At 58.7% G+C, this 20,324-nt stretch carries 18 protein-coding genes and 2 pseudogenes; 15 read left to right on the plus strand and 5 right to left on the minus strand.

Annotation, left to right across the window (positions count from 1 at the left end; genetic code table 11):
* The first annotated feature begins 276 nt into the window (after nt 1-276).
* From AMR74_RS14780 to AMR74_RS17550, 4 genes are all read left to right on the plus strand, one after another.
* The gene (locus tag AMR74_RS14780; protein WP_053772826.1) at nt 277-3,945 is read left to right on the plus strand and encodes an EVE domain-containing protein; all 3,669 of its coding nucleotides are present in this window, start codon (nt 277-279) and stop codon (nt 3,943-3,945) included.
* A gap of 16 nt (nt 3,946-3,961) precedes the next feature.
* Entirely contained in the window at nt 3,962-5,266 is a 1,305-nt protein-coding gene (locus tag AMR74_RS14785) for a hypothetical protein (protein WP_167551925.1), read from the plus strand.
* 294 nt (nt 5,267-5,560) lie between these two features.
* Nucleotides 5,561-6,481 carry a transcription initiation factor IIB gene (locus tag AMR74_RS17545; protein ID WP_077152349.1) on the plus strand — a complete coding sequence of 307 codons (921 nt, stop codon included), beginning with the start codon at nt 5,561-5,563 and terminating at the stop codon, nt 6,479-6,481.
* A 263-nt stretch (nt 6,482-6,744) separates the two neighbouring features.
* Entirely contained in the window at nt 6,745-7,620 is an 876-nt protein-coding gene (locus tag AMR74_RS17550) for a biosurfactant protein 1 (protein ID WP_077152350.1), read from the plus strand.
* Nucleotides 7,621-7,646: 26 nt separating this feature from the next.
* Here the strand turns inward: AMR74_RS17550 and AMR74_RS20060 are convergent.
* Nucleotides 7,647-7,805: pseudogene (locus AMR74_RS20060) on the minus strand (IS1595 family transposase); the annotation flags it as partial.
* 54 nt (nt 7,806-7,859) lie between these two features.
* On the opposite strand from AMR74_RS20060, the gene AMR74_RS17555 reads away from it, so the two are divergent.
* Nucleotides 7,860-8,495 carry an IS6 family transposase gene (locus AMR74_RS17555; RefSeq protein ID WP_077152351.1) on the plus strand — a complete coding sequence of 212 codons (636 nt, stop codon included), beginning with the start codon at nt 7,860-7,862 and terminating at the stop codon, nt 8,493-8,495.
* 9 nt (nt 8,496-8,504) lie between these two features.
* Here the strand turns inward: AMR74_RS17555 and AMR74_RS17560 are convergent.
* The 3 genes and pseudogenes from AMR74_RS17560 to AMR74_RS14800 all read right to left on the minus strand — a co-directional run.
* A pseudogene (locus AMR74_RS17560) lies at nt 8,505-9,329 on the minus strand (IS1595 family transposase); the annotation flags it as partial.
* 302 nt (nt 9,330-9,631) lie between these two features.
* Nucleotides 9,632-10,120 (minus strand): hypothetical protein, encoded by a 489-nt coding sequence (locus tag AMR74_RS19955; protein WP_053772829.1) that lies wholly within the window; start codon nt 10,118-10,120, stop codon nt 9,632-9,634.
* A 17-nt stretch (nt 10,121-10,137) separates the two neighbouring features.
* On the minus strand, nt 10,138-10,689 hold the full coding sequence (locus AMR74_RS14800; protein ID WP_053772907.1) for a DUF7342 family protein: 552 nt from the start codon (nt 10,687-10,689) through the stop codon (nt 10,138-10,140).
* Between the two features lie 337 nt (nt 10,690-11,026).
* On the opposite strand from AMR74_RS14800, the gene AMR74_RS19635 reads away from it, so the two are divergent.
* The 10 genes from AMR74_RS19635 (at nt 11,027) to AMR74_RS14840 (ending at nt 17,965) form a co-directional block, all read left to right on the plus strand.
* Complete coding sequence (locus AMR74_RS19635; protein WP_077152352.1) at nt 11,027-11,215, plus strand: hypothetical protein; 189 nt, start codon at nt 11,027-11,029, stop codon at nt 11,213-11,215.
* Between the two features lie 91 nt (nt 11,216-11,306).
* Nucleotides 11,307-11,687, plus strand: coding sequence for a hypothetical protein (locus AMR74_RS14805; protein WP_053772830.1), 381 nt, complete (start codon nt 11,307-11,309; stop codon nt 11,685-11,687).
* Nucleotides 11,688-11,756: 69 nt separating this feature from the next.
* A complete protein-coding gene (locus tag AMR74_RS14810) occupies nt 11,757-12,419 on the plus strand; it encodes a DUF6735 family protein (RefSeq protein ID WP_053772831.1) in 663 nt (220 codons plus the stop codon).
* A gap of 37 nt (nt 12,420-12,456) precedes the next feature.
* Complete coding sequence (locus AMR74_RS14815) at nt 12,457-12,741, plus strand: hypothetical protein (RefSeq protein ID WP_053772832.1); 285 nt, start codon at nt 12,457-12,459, stop codon at nt 12,739-12,741.
* A gap of 61 nt (nt 12,742-12,802) precedes the next feature.
* Nucleotides 12,803-13,552 (plus strand): helix-turn-helix domain-containing protein, encoded by a 750-nt coding sequence (locus AMR74_RS14820; protein WP_053772833.1) that lies wholly within the window; start codon nt 12,803-12,805, stop codon nt 13,550-13,552.
* Nucleotides 13,553-13,612: 60 nt separating this feature from the next.
* Nucleotides 13,613-15,985 carry a heavy metal translocating P-type ATPase gene (locus AMR74_RS14825; protein ID WP_205625965.1) on the plus strand — a complete coding sequence of 791 codons (2,373 nt, stop codon included), beginning with the start codon at nt 13,613-13,615 and terminating at the stop codon, nt 15,983-15,985.
* A gap of 121 nt (nt 15,986-16,106) precedes the next feature.
* Nucleotides 16,107-16,529 carry a hypothetical protein gene (locus AMR74_RS14830; protein WP_050051690.1) on the plus strand — a complete coding sequence of 141 codons (423 nt, stop codon included), beginning with the start codon at nt 16,107-16,109 and terminating at the stop codon, nt 16,527-16,529.
* A gap of 106 nt (nt 16,530-16,635) precedes the next feature.
* Nucleotides 16,636-17,127, plus strand: a complete 492-nt coding sequence (locus AMR74_RS14835) for a hypothetical protein (protein ID WP_053772908.1) — start codon at nt 16,636-16,638, stop codon at nt 17,125-17,127.
* 3 nt (nt 17,128-17,130) lie between these two features.
* Nucleotides 17,131-17,496: a DUF7568 family protein gene (locus AMR74_RS17575; RefSeq protein WP_077152353.1), complete on the plus strand. Its 366-nt coding sequence runs from the start codon at nt 17,131-17,133 to the stop codon at nt 17,494-17,496.
* Nucleotides 17,497-17,569: 73 nt separating this feature from the next.
* The gene (locus AMR74_RS14840; protein WP_053772909.1) at nt 17,570-17,965 is read left to right on the plus strand and encodes a DUF7567 family protein; all 396 of its coding nucleotides are present in this window, start codon (nt 17,570-17,572) and stop codon (nt 17,963-17,965) included.
* 79 nt (nt 17,966-18,044) lie between these two features.
* Here AMR74_RS14840 and AMR74_RS14845 read toward each other — a convergent pair whose 3' ends face one another.
* Nucleotides 18,045-20,003, minus strand: a complete 1,959-nt coding sequence (locus tag AMR74_RS14845; protein ID WP_053772835.1) for a hypothetical protein — start codon at nt 20,001-20,003, stop codon at nt 18,045-18,047.
* Nucleotides 20,004-20,324: the final 321 nt, after the last annotated feature.

Consider the following 20,324-nt stretch of genomic DNA (forward strand, 5'->3'; position numbering starts at 1 on the left):
AGGTGGCATCCTCGCCTCACTTGAGACGTAAGGGTTGTCTATTGTACAATGTTCCTATCAAATTCGGAGGCTTTGAATGGAGTCAGATGTCTGTAATCCCGAACGAATCCTATCCTCAGAGACAAGCCAACAGTTGAATCTCCGTGTCCATCATCGGCAATACAAGCGTGCTTTGTCCAGCAGTACTGAAACGAACGTCATCTAAAATGGCGCTGAGGGTAATGATACGGGTTTATCCGGAAAGTTTTCCCGCCTGCCCTTCGCGACCGAATGTAGATGACAACTCGATATGCGGATACTACTCTGGATATCGATGCTGATCGCTGGTACTACACGAAATTCAGTGTCAAGCGGTATCGCCAGGCAGTGGAGTGGGAGAGTGTCAAAGAAACCTTCGACCGGACTGCAGAGGCTGTCCGGGCCCTTCTGGAGGCGTACCAATCGGAAGGCGTGTTTGGGGATGCAGAGCTCACAGCACTCAAGTCGACGACTCTGACCTCCTCAGCTATCGGTGGGGAGGCAACTCAGGCTCAGTACTTCGAAACTGATGGCTCCGAAGAGGAGCTGGAACGCGCAGCAAACCTGGTATCGGACAATACTGGAATTGTTGGTGGCATCCCTTACGATGCTTCAGTCAAGGGGACGTCTGCAGAGACGCTACTCGATATTTTTGAGATACTTCTCGATGAAGAGGCAGACCCAGATACAGTCGATTCGGCAGCGAAGCGCCTCCTCGATCTCGATCTAGATAACGTCGGCGGGGCAACGCTCACGGCCCTCCTCTGTCTGCTCCGTCCGACGCGATTCCCAATCGTCAACCAGCAGACTGAGAAGGTGTTCGATGCCTGTTTCGACATCCGCCTCTCGGCCAGTGCCGAAGAATATCTCGACAGTACCGCGCAGTTTCACACGATTCGCGAAGAGTTCGGATTCGATTCCCATCTCCGACAGCTGGACTATTTCTGTTACTGGGTACGAGCGGAGGTCAGTCCAGAGAATTCACCGCTCCCAGAGAACTTCGACGACCGGACAGTCTGGCAGATCAATGCAGGGCGGTCCAATGTTGAGAAACCCGAACCGGAGCGGCTCTGGCCCGTATGGCAGGAATTGGGAATCTGCTCTATCGGCTGGGATACAGGCCCACTCGACGAATTCTCGGGAGCAGAACTCGAAACTGCCGCCGAGCAGTGGGATGGAGACGAAGTCGGTGATTACCTCCGGCGGTTCGGCAAGGAGATGCAGCCCGGACAGCTAGTCATCGCGAAGGACGGGAGCGACATCCTCGGTATCGGTGTGACCAAACAGGGTGGATATCACTACTGCCCGGAGGTCATCGACGAGCGTGTCGAGGGGCCGGATACCGGACATGTTCACGCTTGGCCGGTAGAGTGGAAGGTGGTTCCCGGATCAGAGTTCGATCGAGACGTCAGTAATTGGGGACTCGAGACCGGACTTTCTGCACGAAAGACGCTCATCGGGACCGAGGCATTCGAGGGCATCCGCTGGCAGTTAGCTGAGCGTGATCCGGACCTGATTCCGGCATTAGGCGCCCTCGAGGAGACGGTAACCGACCCACCAATAGCAACCCTACCAGACGACTGCCAGGCTACAGACCAGTCCCCAGGTGGTTCCTTTATTCTCCAAACAGGGGATGACAAGTGGGAAGACGACCTAACGTCGCAGTATCATTTCAAGCTGGGCAATCCCGGGACCCGGCTCCTCTGGGAAGCCGAGACGGCTCGTGTGGTCTATCTCGAAGACGGCGATCTTTATGCGACGGCGCGAGTCACAGACATCGAGCGCGAGGAACGCGACGATGAGATCCACTGCTTTGCGTCTATCGAGGATTATGAAGAGATTCATCCAGTCGCTGTGAACGACATCCGGGGCGAACTCGAAACATCGTTTTCCTTACAACACTCAATCATTGAGATCTCGGACGCCGATTTTCAGACCATCGTTACCCGAGGAACCAAGACCCATTATTTCTGGGTCAATTCCGCGTCCGAGGACTGGTATCATGAAGGCGGTGAGGCGTTCTACACGAGGAATACGAACGCCGGAACGCAACGCCGGAACCAGTCGGTCTACGAACGGGCTCGACCAGGCGACGAGATTCTGATTTATCGGAATGCTCCCGCTCAGGCCATCGTCGGTCGAGGTCACGTCACTGAAGGACTGCACGAGGAGGTGCCCGACGATGGTGACGAGCCCGTCGAAGGCATCACTCTCGCCTGGGATGAACCATTAGACGGGGTCGACTGGAGTCGCCTGCAGACAGTGCCGGAGCTTGAGGATAGCCCGGTGCTGGAGTCAGACAATAGTTACGTCATCACTGAACTCAGCGAACAGGAGTACAACACCATCCTGGAGCTGGCTCGAGGGCGTGAACGAAAATACTACTGGGCAACTGCCAATCAAGATCTCTGGGACCTCGACGGCGTGGAACCTGGGGAAGAGATATTCTATACAGCCTACAACGAGGCCGGACGAAAGCGACGCCTCTTCGAATCATATGAAACCGCCCGGTCGGGGGACCGGGTGTTGTTCTATCACTCCTCGCCGGTACAGCAGATCGTCGGTGAGGGTGTTGTGGTCGAGGGGCTCCATGAGGAAGAACCGGAATTCCGCGACGAGCCAGTCGAGGGGCTCACGCTCCGATTCGAGAACTCACTGGCACCCATCTCCTGGGAAATCATAACTGACATCGAAGAGTTAGAAGACTCTCGTGTACTCCGGAACAACGCGCGAGGGGCTTTGTTCCCGCTGTCGGAAACGCAATTCAAGACGATTCAGTCGGCTGGCGATATCGACACGCAAATCGAAGGGCTTCGAGACCGCCTCTCGCCCCCAACGATGGCGATTGAGTTCCCGGAGGGGCTCTACTTCGAATCTAAGGCGGAACTCAAGCGCCAAATCGAAGCCTCATTGAATTCCGGGCAGCACATCATCTTCACCGGGCCGCCCGGGACGGGGAAGACCAAGCTGGCCAAACACATCTGCAAGCAGGTTGTCGACAAACACGGCGATATCGTCGATGGCCACCGCTTCACCACTGCCACCGCCGAATGGACAACCTTCGATACTATTGGTGGTTATGTCCCGAACCGATCGGCTGAAGGTGACGAACTCGTTTTCCAGCCACGCATCTTTCTGGACTGCTTCCGGAAGGACGGCGCCATCCGCAACGAGTGGCTTGTCATCGACGAGATCAACCGCTCAGATATTGACAAAGCCTTCGGTCAGCTGTTTTCGGTCCTCTCAGGTGATTCGGTCCAGCTCCCCTACGAGCGAGAGTCGCCTATCGAGATCGCCTCGCTCGATAGTAGTGACGCAGAAAATGACGCCCGTCTGGAATCGATCATCACTGATCCGGATACGTTCCCGGTGACCCCGTCGTGGCGGCTGCTTGCGACGATGAACACCTACGACAAGACCTCGCTCTATGAACTCTCCTATGCGTTTATGCGTCGCTTCAACTTCATACACGTCGGCGTTCCCCCACTGGCCGAGGATGGGGAAGTTCGCGTCTCGCTTCTTGACCCCGAGTCCGACGAAAACTATGCAGCGGGATGGATTGCCGAGGATGAGACTCTCCGGGAACCGCTGGAAGGGAGTTACAAACAGCTAGCCGTGGTCTGGTACAAGGTTAATAACCACCAGACAATCGGTCCATCCATCGTCCGGGATATCCTCGGATATCTCGCAGCGGCCGGTCCGGCGACGCTTGAGGATCCGGGGCCAGCTCTGACGGACGCGGTCATCGCGCTGGTCTTCCCACAGCTCGAAGGGATGGCACCTCAGGAGCAACGAGGTCTTGTCGACGCGCTCACGGACGAAGACGTTCCGACCGAAGAAGGCCCAGTCGACTTAACCCTCGAGGGCGAGCGACTCGAACGGAAGGCAGAGGACTTCTTCGACCTGCCGCCACGGAGCGATGAGTAAGCTCAGTCGAGCGGCCTTGACAGACGCCGTCCAAGAGGAACTGGTCACCTATCTCCGGAACGGAACAATCAACGAGCGATCAGTCACCCGGGCGCTCGATATCTCGGGGTTAGGGATCGAGAACCTCAATCGGCTCAAACGCATCCACTTCTGCCTTAGCGACGATATCGTCGAGTTCGTTGAAGCCCTCCAAGGACGGCTCCGCCGAGTCAAGACCGCCAATCAGCGCGAGCGAGAGGTCACGCAGGGTGAGGTGCGCGGCGGCATCGACTGGCAGGCGACGACCAGGCTTCGGTATTCCGAGGCTGCGGGCGACCGGACTCAATTTGCCTGCAAGACACCGTATACCGAGTACGACATCCCGGAAAATCTCGTTCTGAAGAAACTACTCTGGGTTATTCACTCGACAGTCCAGGATGACCTGTCGAATATCGACTATGAGTGGCGGACGAATGCCTGGCCGACCGAGCGCATCACCAGGTTCGATCGGATCTACGCCAGAAATGTCCATCTCAACCGCATCCGTGACGGGGACAATATCGAGATCAACCGGCGGATGCTCAATACGGCTCGGACAGCCCGCCAGTCACTATATACCGACGCCTACACCTACTACGATCGATACCGCCGGTTGTTGGCCGGGGCCTATGATGACGATGATATCTCCGAGTTGCTGTCGAACACTCTCGTCGTTCCGGAGCGCTTGCCGCGGCTGTTCGAACTATTCTGTATTTTCCGACTTCTCAGAGGGTTCAGCGACGAGGGATTCCGACTGCATCCGATCGAGTCCGGGTCAAACCCGCTCGCGACACTAGAGGGCGACCAGCACACGGTCGATGTGTACCACGACCGAAGTGGGGAACTCTCCTTCCACGTTCCACTCTCTGAACTGGATGGAGTCGAGGAGGACTACGTCGAACGTATCCGGCACATCCAGCGCCGTCATGAAGAACTGGTAGATGCTTTTCTTGGGGACGATACGCGGCATTCGCTGTTCAGTGGACGCCCCGATATCGTTTTCGAGGTGTATGATTCCTCTCGGCGAGAGATACCGGTATCGGTCATCTTAGCCGAAATAAAATATAGTGACAGTCCACAGACGTTCAAGAGCGGTCTAGAGGAACTGCTGGAGTACATCGAGTTCGCCCAGCAGGATGGTTATCTTACCGACCAGGACATCGAGGTTCGGGGGCTACTCATCACCGACGGGGTTGAGTCGAACATGGCTGCCCCGCTCGATGGGCACATCGCGCATCTCTCGGCTGCTGATCTAACAGCTGAGAGATTCTCAACGCACTGGATACCAGAGAGGCTTCGATAGGTCAATCGAGGTCCGCAGATCGTCCGTATTCCTGTTTGTGTTCGGCGCCATGACTGCTGGGAGCCTCGCGAGAGTTGTGTTCTGCAAGGCATAACCACGCGATTGGAAATATTCTCGATGATTCTATGAGCAAGAGAATGCAGTTTAGGAGTGGGCCGTTCTGTTGTAGAGTAAGAGTGCGCATTATTCGATTCCTCACCCCGGTGAGACAGTTCATCCTCATATAGATTTTATTTCACCCTCAATAGGTGAGGGACTCGCCGTGCTGGCGAGTTCCTGGATACGGTGAGAACAATGGCAACGAGAGACATCTACGAAACTGGCTTCGACGAAGGCGTCCAACCGGAGTCGAACGCAAACCGATGTCCCGAGTGCGACGGGCATGTCACTACGAACGTCAAGGAAACGGTCTGCGAGGACTGCGGTCTCGTAATCGATGAACAACACATCGATCACGGGCCGGAGTGGCGGGCGTACGATGCAGACGAGCGCGAGCGAACAGGCGCACCGCTGACTGCGGCCCGTCACGACCGAGGCCTCTCAACCGAGATCGGCCACGGAGCCGATGCACACGGGAACGAGCTCTCAGGGCAGAAGCGCCGGCGGCTCGCCCGGATGCGACGTGAGCAGACTCGTGGTCGCTGGCGATCCAAAGCCGAACGGAACCTCGCACACGGACTGGGCGAAGTGCGCCGGCTGGCGAGCACTCTCGAGCTCTCTGAGTCGATTCGTGACCAAGCATGCCAGCTCTTTCGGAGCGCCCAGAGCAAGGATCTGCTTCGAGGCAGATCCATCGAGGCCATCGCCGCAGCGAGTGCCTACGGCACCTGCCGATGTAACCAACACCCACTCCTTCTGGAGGACATCGTCGACGCCGCCCGAGTCGAGTCCTCACGTGTCACCAACGCCTACCGAACACTGAACCGTGAATTGGAGCTGCCGACACCACCCATGCGGCCGACATCGTTCATTCCCCGTCTGATCTCGGAGCTGGAGTTAGATCACGACATCCGGCGTCGGGCGAACGACCTCGCAGCACGCGCTGAGGAGACAGCTCTCACGAACGGCTGTCAGCCAACGGGCGTCGCAGCCGCCTGTGTGTATCTGGCCGCCCAAGAGCAGGGCGCGTTGATTACCCAGTCCACCGTTGCGTCGGCAGCCAAGGTATCAGTCGTGACGCTTCGGAGCCGGCGGGACGAACTCCAAGCGATCTGAGACGCCTCCGGTGGAGGAGTACCTACATACAGGCAGAGAGTCTACCAAGGAGTATGGACCTCGAAGAGACTGTCGAGTATCTGTCGACAGAACTCGACATCGAGCGGAGTGAGCACGTTCGCGAGGTCGGGCGAGCGATCGCTGAGCTCCGTGACTGAAGCCGTCTCGGGCGGTCATATTGAAACCGTAGTCGCCGAATCGGCACCTGGGGTTTCTCACCCTCGAATTTAAATACCAAACCGCAGGAAACGCGGAGCGAATCGATGACTGACCGCAACTCAGATCGAGAGGCGTTCCAACCTGTCGGGGAAGGCACTCTCATACCGGACCCGGCGCTGGATCAGCCAGCAGATGGCCAGCCAACCCGCCAGCGTGAGGCCTCGCATTCGGGCGGGTATCCGGACGGAACAACCGACAAAGACCGTACCTGTGTCTCCTGTGGGGCATCGATCCCAGCTGAGCAGCGAAAATGCCGCTTCTGTCTCGACCATGAACTCGACGTCACGTCAGAGGCAGATGCCGAAGATACCGAACAGACGCTCCATGGTGTGATCCAGTTCCTCGTCGATGCTGGGACGTTCTATGCTGCTGTCGCGAAAGGGTCAGCAGCAGCGTCACTCCTCACATCAGCCCCCGATGAGTCCGTCGACGACTGTACGCTCATCTACGATCTCGAGGACGAGCCCGCACCTCAGATAACCGAGCGGTGGCCTACGCTCCCCGCTGCTACTGAGGTGACCTCAGCGGCCGGCGATGCGTTGCTATCAGCGGCCCGTGACCGAACAGGGGGGAGAGAGAACGATAGAACGGATCCCTCTCAGACGGAGATTCCACGCGTCTACGACGAGCATGGGCGGGTGATCCGTGAGGAGTCGGCCCTCGAACACTCTCTCGACGCCGGTGACCAGCTGTGGATCGTCCCAGCAATCGCTATTGAAACAGTGCCCAGCGAAACGGAATCCACCAGTACAGGAGCTGAAATTCCGACCGTAACAGCCCTCGAGTGCCAGCACTGTACGAGAGAAACAGAACATCGGTTCAGGACACGCGAGTCGCTCCCTGACGAGACTTGGACAGGCCAGCCGATCTGGGAGTGCCAGGTGTGTGGCACAGGTCGCTACGGGCCTGCTCCCGAATAGGACAGGAGGAACCTCGCCGATCGCTCTTATGTAGAACTACGGAAAGCCCCCATAACAAGGCAGTCAATGGTGATATCGACGGATGCGCCTGTGAGATTCAGCGATCTAATGATCCCGAATGTATGAGCGGCCTGTTCCAAGCCTTGCTTGGACAGGCCGCGGAACTTCCGCAGCCACGGTTGAACAGACGGTGTTCAGATAAGGTTTGAAAGTGAGGCGGTGCGTTTTCAAAGTGTTCTATGCCAGAAAACGACCGCCTCAGCGGCTGTTTAGACGAGATCAACTTAGAGTTTGTGGAGCGAGAAGCAACACCGAAGCTGTTGATGAAGCTCAGTATTCAGCTCCATTTGTCTGGACTATCGCTTTCGAATACTGTTTCGTTTCTTGAGGTATTCGGTGTTGATCGAGTTCGATCGACCGTTCATAACTGGGTTCACAAAGCCGATCTACAGCCCGAACCGGATCGGAGCCCGAATCACGTCGCGGTTGATGAGACGGTGATTCAACTTGATACTGAGCAATATTGGCTTTACGCTGCTGTCGATCCTGAATCAAATGATCTGCTACACACACGGCTCGAACCGACGAGAAATAACGCGATCGCAGATCGGTTTTTCGCGGAACTCCGCGAAAAACACGATGTAGATGACGCGATCTTTCTCGTTGATGGCGCGGCTCCACTTCAGCGAGCCTGTCGTAAACACGGCCTCGATTTCAGATACGAACGACATGGAAATCGGAACAGCGTCGAACGTGTCTTTCGTGAAGTAAAACGCAGAACTACCAGTTTCTCAAACTGTTTCAGCAACGCCGAAGCAGAAACAGCAAACGAATGGCTCAGATCCTTCGCCTTCGCATGGAATCAGCTTATCTGAACACTACCGTTGAACAAGCGAAAATAGACATTCTGCCTGATTGATGTGGACTCCGTCAGGCGATACGTACCTCTCTTTGTGGACGACCGTTCGGTGATCCCGATCCATCTCGCGGTACGCTTGGAGTCCATCTGTCCAGACCTCTCCCAGCCGCTGGGAGAGGTCTTCAGCTTCCTGAATCACTGGCTCAAGATCGCCTTCGTAGTCGATCCCACGCTGTCCGCGAATCACACGAAGCGAGTCGCGGCACGCCGCGACGAGCGTCAGCTGGTCACCGTGACGCCCTCGCCAGCGTGATCGGCCAGTGCGCGACGAGCCGCCGCGAGAACGGCTGTTTCGCGGCGGCTCTTGACCTTTGTACCCAGAACAGACTTTGCCAGATTCGTCGACCTGTGTCGGCCCATCAGAGGTCTGAGCAAGCAGCTCCCACGTGACGGGGAAGCCGCGCTGAACCGCAGCTTCCACCTCCCGAATCGCCGTGTGAATGGTTTTGTAAGCGCGACCAAGCAGCGGCGCAATCTGGTTAATGCTCAGCAGTGTATCTGCGTAGAGGGTGAAAGCGAGAAGCACCTCACCGCAGGAGAGGTGCTTCTCGTGAAATGGCGTTCCATGGGTGTATACTGGCTTAAATTCGCAATTACGACACCGAACTCGGTCGTGTTTCTCCCACGTCATAATGCTCTGGTGACCGCAGCGAGGACAGGATGTATTCTCCCAGAACTGCTTGAGCCGCCGCTCGATGCGGGCATCGAGCGGCTCGGTGTTGACCTCGATAACTCCGAGCTCGATCAACTGCCGAAACATCCCACCAAACGCTGGCTGAGCAGAAGGCATATTGCCAGATTAGAACTGTCTGAGTGTAATTATACGGGCTTTCCGCGTTTCTACATAAGAGCGTCGCCGATTAACCAACAGTCTCCGATAGAGATGACTTCTGTTGGTTAATACGGTGAGTACCCTCAAGTCCGACGTCAGCCACGGCGGACGTTCATTCGGCAGGGTTCGCAGCGGCTTGCCTCCACAAATCGGGGTGGGAACAGGGGTAGTGGGGTAACGCACCGTGACATCGCGGAGTCCGGAAACGTCACGCCGACCATGGCACGGACGCATCACCAGACGCTCGATGAACTCGCTGTCTAGATGGGCCAGGTAGGGAGCGAGGGCGCTCCATTCTTCCAATGAATCGCATCTAGCGCGGCCGGGAACTGCTGTAGTCGGTCATCGAGGACGGCGAGTGGGTGCGCATCGAGAAACGTCGCCTCGTGCCGATCAACCGGCGTGTCTTCGTGGTTGAGTTGGATATGACAGGGTCCAAGATCTGGATGGTCGGCGTCCTGGTGGAAGCCGAGCATCAGATTTCGGTCCGGTTCGACCCAGTTTATGCGGTAGTATTCGTGGTCGACGCCGGCGGGGTACCAGAAGCGAATCTCCAGTCGGGCGGTCGCCGCGTCGTACGAGTCACTCAGGAACGTCGTCGGATCGACATCCGCGATGACGTACCGGGGTCGGCGTCGAGACGGGCGATAGCGGACCTCTTCACACCCTGGCTGGTCCGTCAATCGGTCGTGAACGTCGCGAAGGAGGGTCCGCTGTGTATAGCGGTCGCGACCGGCAAGAAAGATCATTCTGTGAGAGAGGAGGATTAGCTCGTGGCGCGGTCAGCCACGTCGGTCATCTGCTCGCGGGCGGCCTCGACGTCGGAGTAGAGTTCCAGTGCGTGCTTGATGAGGCGGCGATCCTCCTCATTCTCACGCCAGAACGCGATGACGTCGCGGCGCTCGCGGAGCTCCACACTTGCGAGGTCGCCATCAGCGAGCGACTGTTCGAGTTCCTCCCACGTCTCGACGTCGTAGGTCGCCTGCCACTCCTCGATCTCCTCGGTAATCGCGGCCAATTCACTCCGCAGCTCCTCGCGGGTGTTTTCCTCGATGAGCGTGCGGATCTCCTCGAAAAGCAGGCGCGTGTAGTCCGGCTGGTAGCGCGTGGTCTCGCCGGCCTCGACGCGACGTAGCTGGCCCTGGTCGACGAGATCCTGCAGTTCCTCGTTGGTCGTGCTCCAGGCGGCGACGGCCTGCTCGCTGATCCAGTTAACTGAGCGGGGTTCGCGAAGTGACTCGGCGACCGCCCGAATGCGGTCGCGGGCGCTCATCGACTCAGTCCACGATTGGACCCCATCTCGCGAGGATTCGGTCATGGTTGGCACCTCTTGGGACAGTGTTCGCGCCTCACTCCCATATATGTTTGTACTGTCTCGCATAATCAAGAGTATCTTGCGAACGAAGGCGTCCGGACGTTGAAATGCGATACCGACAGAAGTTATGAGCCAACCGATGTACGACCGATATTCTGACTTTGAGAAACTACGGCCGATCGGCGAGGCATCCCACATCCCGGACACGATGCTGGACGACGGGTGTGAGAGTGACCTCCTGGCGGCAACGCGTCGCGACGAGCACTGGTGGCGACGCTGATGCGCCGACGACAGTCTCGTAAGGAGTCTTTCTGCGCCGGGGAGTGGTGAGGCGCTTCCGATGAATCAGCAAGTCGAACAAGGCTACCGGATGCATCGTGTGCTCAGCAATCTCAGCCGCCTCGACACCGACCGATTGGACGATGCAGATCGAGAGCGAGTCGAGACCGCGAGAGACCTCCTAGAAGAAGTGAGTCTCCTCACACGGCCAGAGGACGGAAGTGGGACGGACGCCCCAACAGACGCCTAACTGGCGTCGCCGGCCACACCTCGGGAGGCTCCTCTCGCGTCGGTTTATCGCCCCCGACAGGGGTGCGGGGGCGCCCCCGTGACCTCCAGATATGGCCACACTACAAGCTGCGACGACGTCGACCGACGCAATCGTATCGGATCCGCAGGCAGTCCGCGAGCTCTGTGAGAACTACTGCTTCGGGACGCTCGACTGGGAGGTGACCGAAGACGGAGAGCTCACCATCTGGGGGTACGACGACTTCGAGGTGTACGAGGCGCGGGAGAACGGCCTCCCAGACTACGAGGGCGGCATCGTAACCCACGAGTTCTTGCGAGAACTCGCTGACCACCTCGAAGCCAACGAAGAACTCGATATCCAGACGGCTGGGTTCACCAAGTGTCGCTTCCCGGTACTGGCGAAGCGGTACGTCGTTCGCGACGGGGAGGTCCTCCACGCTGACCTCAGTTCTCCCGACCCGATCGACGGGTAGTGTTGTTCGTCCCCCGGGAGGGGTGCGGGGCGATCCAGTCGTGGGGCGCCCTGCGAGGTGATTGTTCAAATGGGTCACCGCGCACTTGTTGCGTACGAACGGACAGACGGACAGTACACGCTCCACTACTCTCATTGGGGTGCTGCGAACCTGAAGCTCAAGCACCGAATCTCGGCTGAGTCGCCGTTCGGTGGTGACGACACCGACTCCAAGTGGGCGAAACAGCTGCTGGCTGAACTGGCCGATGGCCTCGAGGCAGATGCCGTCGACGGCTACCTCACCGGCGAAGACCGCCCATCGACGGTCGTCGAGCCGAAGCCCCGCGCCACCGGGCTCACCCTCGAGGAGATCATCGCTGACCATCTCGACTACCTCCATCACGAGGCGTTCTTCGTGGTGTCGACGACGTTCGAGGTGACCGCCTATCGGACGCTGTGGTTCAGCCTCCAGTACGACTCGGAGACAGTCGAACAGGGAGAGACCGTCGGGAACGGCGCGCTCGCGACGGTGCGCTGGTACGACGGCGAGCCGGTCGGCGACGGCCACCTCCAGGGACAGTTCGCAGCCCTCAAAGACGTCGTTGGCGATATGCTCGACAAGGGCGTCTTCACGCCGTCGACGGCAAGACAGTACCTGAAACGGAAGCTGGCCGAGCGAGTCGGAGACCGACAGGAGCTGCTCATTCCGACCGGAGAGTCACCCTTCGAGACGGCGAGTCTCAGCAAGCCGTAACACCAATCCCTTAGTGGATATCGCGGGACGCCTAAGTATGGCAAATCAGTCTGAAGATGACGTTCGTGTTTGGCTTGTCGAACGGACGTACTCCGATGACGAGCAGAACCTGATCATCCTCACCTACGCAACACCCGATGGGAAACAGTACTATCGGAAGGAACGAGCACTAACCTCATTTACCGACGTCCGAGATACGACGGCAGCAGTCGATGCCGAACCCGACAATCTCGGCACGGTCGATGAGCCCGACCTCCAGGAACAATACGCGGCCGAAGCACAGCGAATGCAGGAAGTCCACGACCCTGACGACGTAATCTGAGGTCCACTAGTCGACAACGCTGCAGGCCATGGGTTATGTCGTAGCAGGCCTTAGTCGGGGTATGCGCGAACTCGTCTTCGCTCTCGAATACGAGGCCGGCTGCAACCGGGTGGCGGACGCCCTCGCAGACCACTCCGACGCTCGCGTTCGTTCACTCTCGCTGCACGCCACTGCCGACCAGCTCTGGCGAGTCGACCATGCCACCGGCACTCCGGACGCACTCGACGCCATCGAGGACGCGTTTCGCAACAGCGACTACTACGCCGACTGTCTCGCCACCGAGGACTGCGGCGCAACCCAGACTACCCGTGTCCTCGACCGCACGGACGACACGCTCATCCTTTACTCCGACTGGGAGCGCACTCCGACCTGCGCCTCAGTTCCCCACATCGCTCGCGATCACCTCGGCGACGGCGTCTTATTCGAGACCCGTCACGAGGGGCGCCACTACACGTGGCGGCTCATTCACTCCGGCGAGGGCGATGTGGCGGCGTTCTTCGATTCCCTCGGGGTTGCCGTCGGGGAATGCGCCCAGATGGAGATGCTCCGCACAGCGGACACGACGACAGGAGCTGGGGGACGCGACGGGAAACCGAGCGGCCTCCCGCCAGCCCAGGAGGCCGCACTCCAGGCCGCGGTCGAACACGGCTACTACGAGTCACCCCGCGAGGTCGACGTCGGCGAGCTCGCCGAGCATCTCGACGTGCCACGGTCAACACTCACCTACCGACTCCGTCGGGCGGAAGAACATTTAGCGAAGCAACATATCGCCGGCGAACCGGTAGCGGAAGAACGGCTGGCATCGCACTAACGCCCTCGGTTGGAATATTCCAACAAAGACATATCGAACTCCCGCTCCTACCGTGACGTGATGACAGAGAATTCGGACGCAGCGGGGGGAACGAGCGGCGGCGGACAGCGACGTGAACTGACCGCCCGCCTCGCCGTCCCCGAAATGGACTGTCCCTCTTGCGCCCAAAAGGTGGACAAGAGCCTCCAGCGTGTCGACGGCATTACTGACGCCACGCTCCAGCCGACCACCGGCACGGCCAACGTCACGTACGACCCTGATCGGACCAGCGAAGCCGACGTAGTCAAGGCGATTGAAGGCGCCGGCTACGAGGTCGTCGGGGGCTCGGACGCCGAGGGCGATGATGAGGACAACCAGGCGACCGATGGCGTCGACATCGCGCCACCATCGGAGGTCTGGACGAGTCCTCGCGCGAAGAAGACGTGGCTCGGTGCGGCGTTCGTCACGCTCGGCCTCCTCTTCGAGTTCCTCCTTACCGGGCAGAACATCACGGTGGCAAGCGTCCTCGAGTACCCGCTCCACATCGCGGATGTCCTGTTCCTCGGCGCCGTCGCGGCCAGTGGCATCCCGGTCGTCCGTAGCGGATACTACTCCGCGAAGAACCGAAGCCTGGACATCGACCTCCTGATGGGGACGGCGATCATCGCGGCGACCGGTATCGGCTACTTCGTCGAGGCCGCCACGCTGGCCGTCCTGTTCAGCATCGCCGAGCTGCTCGAGGACTACGCGATGGACAGGGCACGGGACTCCCTGCGCGAGCTGATGGAACTCTCGCCCGACGAGGCGACCGTCCTTCGGGATGGTGAGGAAGTGACCGTTCCCGCCGAGGAGGTCGACGTTGGCGAGACCGTCGTCGTCCGTCCCGGCGACAAGATTCCGCTCGACGGGACGGTCATCGACGGCGAGAGTGCAGTCGACCAGTCGCCGATCACGGGCGAGAGCGTCCCCGTCGACAAGCAGACGGGCGACGAGGTCTACGCCGGCGCGATCAACGAAGAGGGGTACCTCGAGGTAGAGGTCACCTCAACCGCTGGCGATTCGACGCTCTCGCGCATCATCGAGATGGTCCAGGGCGCACAGGCGAAGAAGACCGAGTCTGAGCAGTTCGTCGACCGCTTCTCCGGCTACTACACACCCCTCGTCGTCGTGCTGGCAATCCTGACCGCCGCAATCCCGCCGCTGGTCATCGCCGACCCCATCTCGGTCGACCTGGCCGGGTACGGGTTCACCTTCGCGAGCGACTGGCAGACGTGGTTCATCCGGGGGCTCACCCTGCTGGTGATCGCCTGTCCCTGTGCGTTCGTCATCTCGACGCCCGTCTCGGTGGTGTCGGGAATTACGAGCGCCGCGAAGAACGGCGTCCTGATCAAGGGCGGCAACTACCTCGAGGCGATGGGCGAAGTCGATGCCGTCGCGCTCGACAAGACGGGGACGCTCACGAAGGGCGAACTCGCCGTCACCGATGTCGTCCCGGTCGGTGACACCACGGAGGACGATCTGCTCCGTCGCGCCGCCGGACTGGAGCGTCGCAGTGAGCACCCCATCGCTGCGGCCATTCTCGCCCGTGCTGAGGAGACGGGCGTGGGTAATCTGCCCGATGCGACGAGTTTCGAGAGCCTCACGGGGAAGGGCATCCGGGGCGAGATCGACGGCAAGACGTACTATGCGGGCAAGCCCGCGCTCTTCGAGGAGCTGGGCTTCGACCTCGCTCGAGCACGCCGCGAGACGGACGGCGGCGTCGTAGCGGAAGAGTCGTCAGAGTCCGACGACGGGGCGTTTGCCGAGAATGCACTCTCCGCGCTGGAGCGGGAGGGCAAGACGGTCGTCATCGTCGGGACGGAGTCGGAACTGCTGGGTGCGATCGCCATCGCCGACGAGGTTCGCCCGGCCTCGAAGCGGGCTGTCGAACGCCTGCACGAGCTGGGCGTCGAGCGCGTGGTGATGCTGACCGGCGACAACGAGGGCACCGCCCGCGCCATCGCCGAGCAGGTCGGTGTCGATGAGTATCGCGCCGAACTCCTGCCCGACGAGAAGGTCGACGCAGTCGAAGAGTTACAGGCGGAGTACGGGGAGGTTGCGATGGTCGGCGACGGCATCAATGACGCCCCCGCGCTCGCCACTGCGGAGGTCGGCATCGCGATGGGCGCGGCGGGCACCGACACCGCCCTCGAAACGGCTGATATTGCGTTGATGGGCGACGACATCGGGAAACTCCCGTACCTGTACGATCTGTCGCATACGGCCAACGGTGTGATCCGGCAAAACATCTGGGCCAGCCTCGGCGTGAAGCTCCTACTCGCGCTAGGCGTGCCGCTGGGCCTGGTCAGCGTTGCGCTGGCAGTCGTTGTCGGAGATATGGGGATGAGCCTCGGCGTCACCGGGAACGCGATGCGGTTGTCCCGGATTGAGCCCGATCGAATCATCGACGCCTGATTCTGCGGCGGGAAGTGCGGGCAGGACGCTCTTTTTTCGGGACTTACCTCCGCTACATCGAGACAAGTTGTGGTTTGTCTGGGGCAGAAAGGACTGAGCCCCACCGTGGGCTCGTGATTTGATGCCCGAGAATCCAGACGACGATCCATTCCACGATTGCGAGTTAGGTCCTGACGCAGTCCTCGGGACGCGCACCTTCCACGATGTCCTGTTCACCGACGACACGGAGACGCCGATGAACGTGCTAACCGGTGAGACGCCCGCCCATTCGCAGGCGACCGTCAAGGAGGCAAAGGAGTTCGCTGCGAGTGTTGACACCGACACGCCACAGATCGCACTTCCGGCGTCAGTCGAAACGCAAATCGAGACGCAGAGTAAGCCCTACACGTCGGCTGCGTTCTTCCACTTCAAGGCGACAGGCTCGCTCGAACGCCACCGCGCCTACCACGCCGCCTACGAGGCGGACGCGTTCGCGGTCGACTTCGAGGCCGACTACGCGTCGGGCGATCTAACCATCACAGTCGACCGAGCGAACGAGTCCTAAAAATCGACCGCTAGATCAGGTTTTTCGAGCGCCGGCGATGGGTGCCGGCACAGCTGGAGCGAGCGAGCAATCACTCCCGGTGCGTCGGCGTTTCGAGGTGTTCGAGATGCACATGGTAATTTACGCTCTGGTAGAAGAATCGACCCACGACGACGCACTGGCCACCGGAAATTCGGTGTTCGACCGCCTGGTCGGCGCGGACCCACACGCCAGCGCCGTCTTCGATTACTATGTGACCTTCGACGAGGAGGACACGTCCGTTGCGGGGAAGGCACGATGGGGGGAGTTGCCGACGGCAGCCCCCGTCGACTCCGATGACGGCCAGGACCTGCTCGAGCGTGGCTGGGAGGCGACGAAGGAGGAATTCGAGCGTAATCTCGACCGGGTGAAGGAGGCCATCGACGAGCTCTCCGACGAGGAGATCATGCGCGACGAGGACCTCGCCCGACACGCCTTCCACCAGGTCGGTGCGTACGACGGCCCGACGATGTTCCTGTACACCGAACACGGAACCGGCATTCGTCACCGTGGACAGCTGGATCGACTCCTCGAGGAGAGTGAGGAGCTCTGGATCGTACCCGCTGACGTCCACTTCTAACCAATGCCTCGCATCACCAACTGGCGACGCGAGAGCCGCTCGCCGACGCTTGCGTATCGGAACACCGAGACCGGGGCGCGAGCCGTCCTGCATCGAGCCCCGGACTCCTACCGGTACAAATGGCGTGGAGCAATCCTCATCGACGGCTACCCGGTCTGGTCGCGGGGATACGAGACGAAGGATGCGACATCGTTCCGTGACGAGCTCCGGGAGCGGCCCGCACCGGACCTTAACTGCCCGGAGTGTCCGAACGACGACGTTCGCGTCGGCGAGAAGGCAGCAGACGGGGCGAAAATCCAGCGATGGTATGACTGCCCCGACTGTGGGTACGAAGCCCCCTCACGCATCGTCTACGGCGCCGAACGGTGAGTGAGTGAGCGGTGGGCGCTGTTTTTCGGCCGGGCACGAGGTGGTGGCCCGGTACGACCGGGTGAGTCAACCAATGAGTCTCGAAGTACTTGACCGACACAGCGAGGCACTGTTCGAGTTCCTCTGGTGTCCCGTCTGCGGGCAGGAGGTCTTCACCCACATCCCGTTCGAGGGGGTGTTCTGCAAGAACTGCAACACCCAGGTCGAACTCCAGGAATCCCGAGAGACGCGCGGCTACGAGGAGGCCGTGCTCGCCTGCTTCGATTCTACCACGACCTGGAACCTCCACGTCGACGAGAAACTGCGCCGCGACCTGCCTGATGGGTCGGCCCGCGTGAAGATCCTCGGTGCACCGGGCGCCTACAAGGTCGACTGGTGGAGTCCAGAGCCGGGTGAGGACTGGGAACCTGTCGAGCGCGGCGAGTTCGACGACATCGAGGAGCCAAACGAGGTGGCGCATCTGGCATAGTACTCAAGTTGATCCCCTCAGCAGGCGGTACTTGTCAATACCTTTGCTGTATGAAGTGTGTGACCTTTAGGTTTAGATGTCAAGAGAGCGGTTCAGCGTCACATTCCACAGTAAGATGAGTCTGGATATCCGTCGTAACCTCACCACACAGTTGACACTCAATAGGTCCGTGGCTCTGACTTGTATCGACTATTTGGAGGCGAAGCGTGTGTTCTGTACGCCAGAATCCAGATTCACCGATCGTATATTGGAGGCGCAAATCAGGGACACCACCAGTTCCAACACCCAAGGCTGCCAGAACCTCATGGATTCTCTCGATATCCTCCTCCAAATACGAGACTAGTTCCTCGCGGGTACCTGAATATCCGTAAGCGGGGAATGAGAACTGTTGGGAGGGTCCCATCATTTCCTCAAATCGTTCTTGTCCACCTTCGGTTTCAAATTCGAAGTCAAAATCAATTCTACCGGGAATCATCCCTACGAATTGCTCCTGAACAACCTCTTGGTCAGGTGTGATTCGGTCGATGAAAACAATCGTAGAATCCAAGTCGTCACCGATTTCCTGAAGCTCTTCTACTGCTTGCTCAGCATCCTCAATTTCACGGTCGGATTCCGCCCAGTCCTCAATCACCTCTATCTGTGGTGGGATCAGCTCCATCGGCGCGGGAATTCGAGTTTCCGTGATAGTTTGGAGAATCGCCAGCTGCTCTATCAACTCCCGATCGTAGGGGTCCTCTATTGAGGAGAGATCCATCATCGTCTCCAATTCTCCGAGAGCGAATTCCTCACCCACCGCTTCATCTCTCAGTTTGGTTTGTGTGATGGTTCCGTCAGCAGTCGCATCTTTCAGTTCCAATAGGTCGAGGTAGTGTTGGACGTCGAGGTCAGTGAGATTGAGATTCACCTCCAGATTCACACGAGGGCGGGGAGTGAGTCCTACAATCCCTTGCTGAGAGATGGTCGCAAGAATGGGATAGTCGTCAGTAATATCCTCGTCGTTCTCCGTCTCGATTACCATCTCATTTCCTTCTGCATGTAGACGACAGGCAAGAGTCCGATTCACCTCGGACTCGCCCATAATTCCTGCAATCTCATCCGTTACGGGCAGTATGATGACGCTGTGCTGGTTCCACACTTTCGTCCACTGCCGTTCCGACTCACTAGAGCTCTCTATAGGCTCAAAGAGAGGGACACTGAACTCGCGCTCGTCGTCTATTGCTGCTTGGGCGATCTTTCGGAGGTGTGTGAATAGATTGTGTACGGTATCAGCGATGTTCAGGGAATGTTCGAGGAGGTGGTCAATCGGAATAGCGGTGATGTAGGCATCACCCTCATGCCTACAGAGGAACTGCACGAACTCCATATCAACACCCAGTTCCACGACTTCGCCGTCATCAGAGGAGATTTGGAATTCGCCATCTGTCTGTGGGATTGCCCGGTTCCCGTGTTTGACTGCGTTGTAGGCATTGCCGAAATCCAGATAGAATTCACCGACGGTCCGAATACGGTCGTCGAGTATCTTTGCCGAGAATTCGATAAGCTCCTCAATCGAATCAAACGAAGACTCTTCGAGGTCTATCTGTTCCAGATCCTCTTCATCGGCCTCTTCACTCATGAAGCGGTAGCCGAACAGCGTTTCCATTAGGTCTCGATAATCGGAGTCAATATCATACTCGTCGAGATACTCCTCTTCCCTATCATGCCGCAACTTCTCATAGAAGGTTTTGACCTCCTTCGGCTGTGTGGAAATTAGATATTCTATCAGATCCTCACGACCCTTGATGTACGCCAAATAGTAGATACTGAACGCCTCCACATACTGGATCACCGACTGGAAAATCTCTACCTTGGCGTGGACCAGCACCTCATCTTCCTTCCCGTCAGCGTCTATCTCAATCCCCGAGTTCAGTTTCTCCTTTGAGTCCAGTATGTAGTAGTAGAGGATGTCAGGGTCGTGCGTTAGGTCGATAAATTCTTCCGGTGTACGGTCTCCCGATTCCTCAGAGAATTCGATACTTCCGAGGAAATCATCTGGCATAATAGTCTTGTCACAGCAGAACGATTAAATAGTTCCGTAGGTGTCCAGCTGTCCACCACTAAGCACACGTAATCGGCGTCGACCCAAGTTCGATGGCTTCCTTACCATTCGAGGTTCTGTTTCTATTCACATCTCTTAGGCTGTTGATCTGACCCCTTCGTCCAATTAGCGGTCTTGGTCCCTATGTCCGAGTCAATAATGAAGATACCCTCTGTATTCCTAGGCCATTCTATCAGGAACAGAGGGGTTTCCCCGAATTGGGAGTAGTGATCCGCACGATATCTACGACGGCGTGATTTTGTTGGTGCACCGGCGATGGGT

Origin of the sequence: Halorubrum tropicale, assembly GCF_001280455.1 — an archaeon.
Lineage (GTDB): Archaea > Halobacteriota > Halobacteria > Halobacteriales > Haloferacaceae > Halorubrum > Halorubrum tropicale.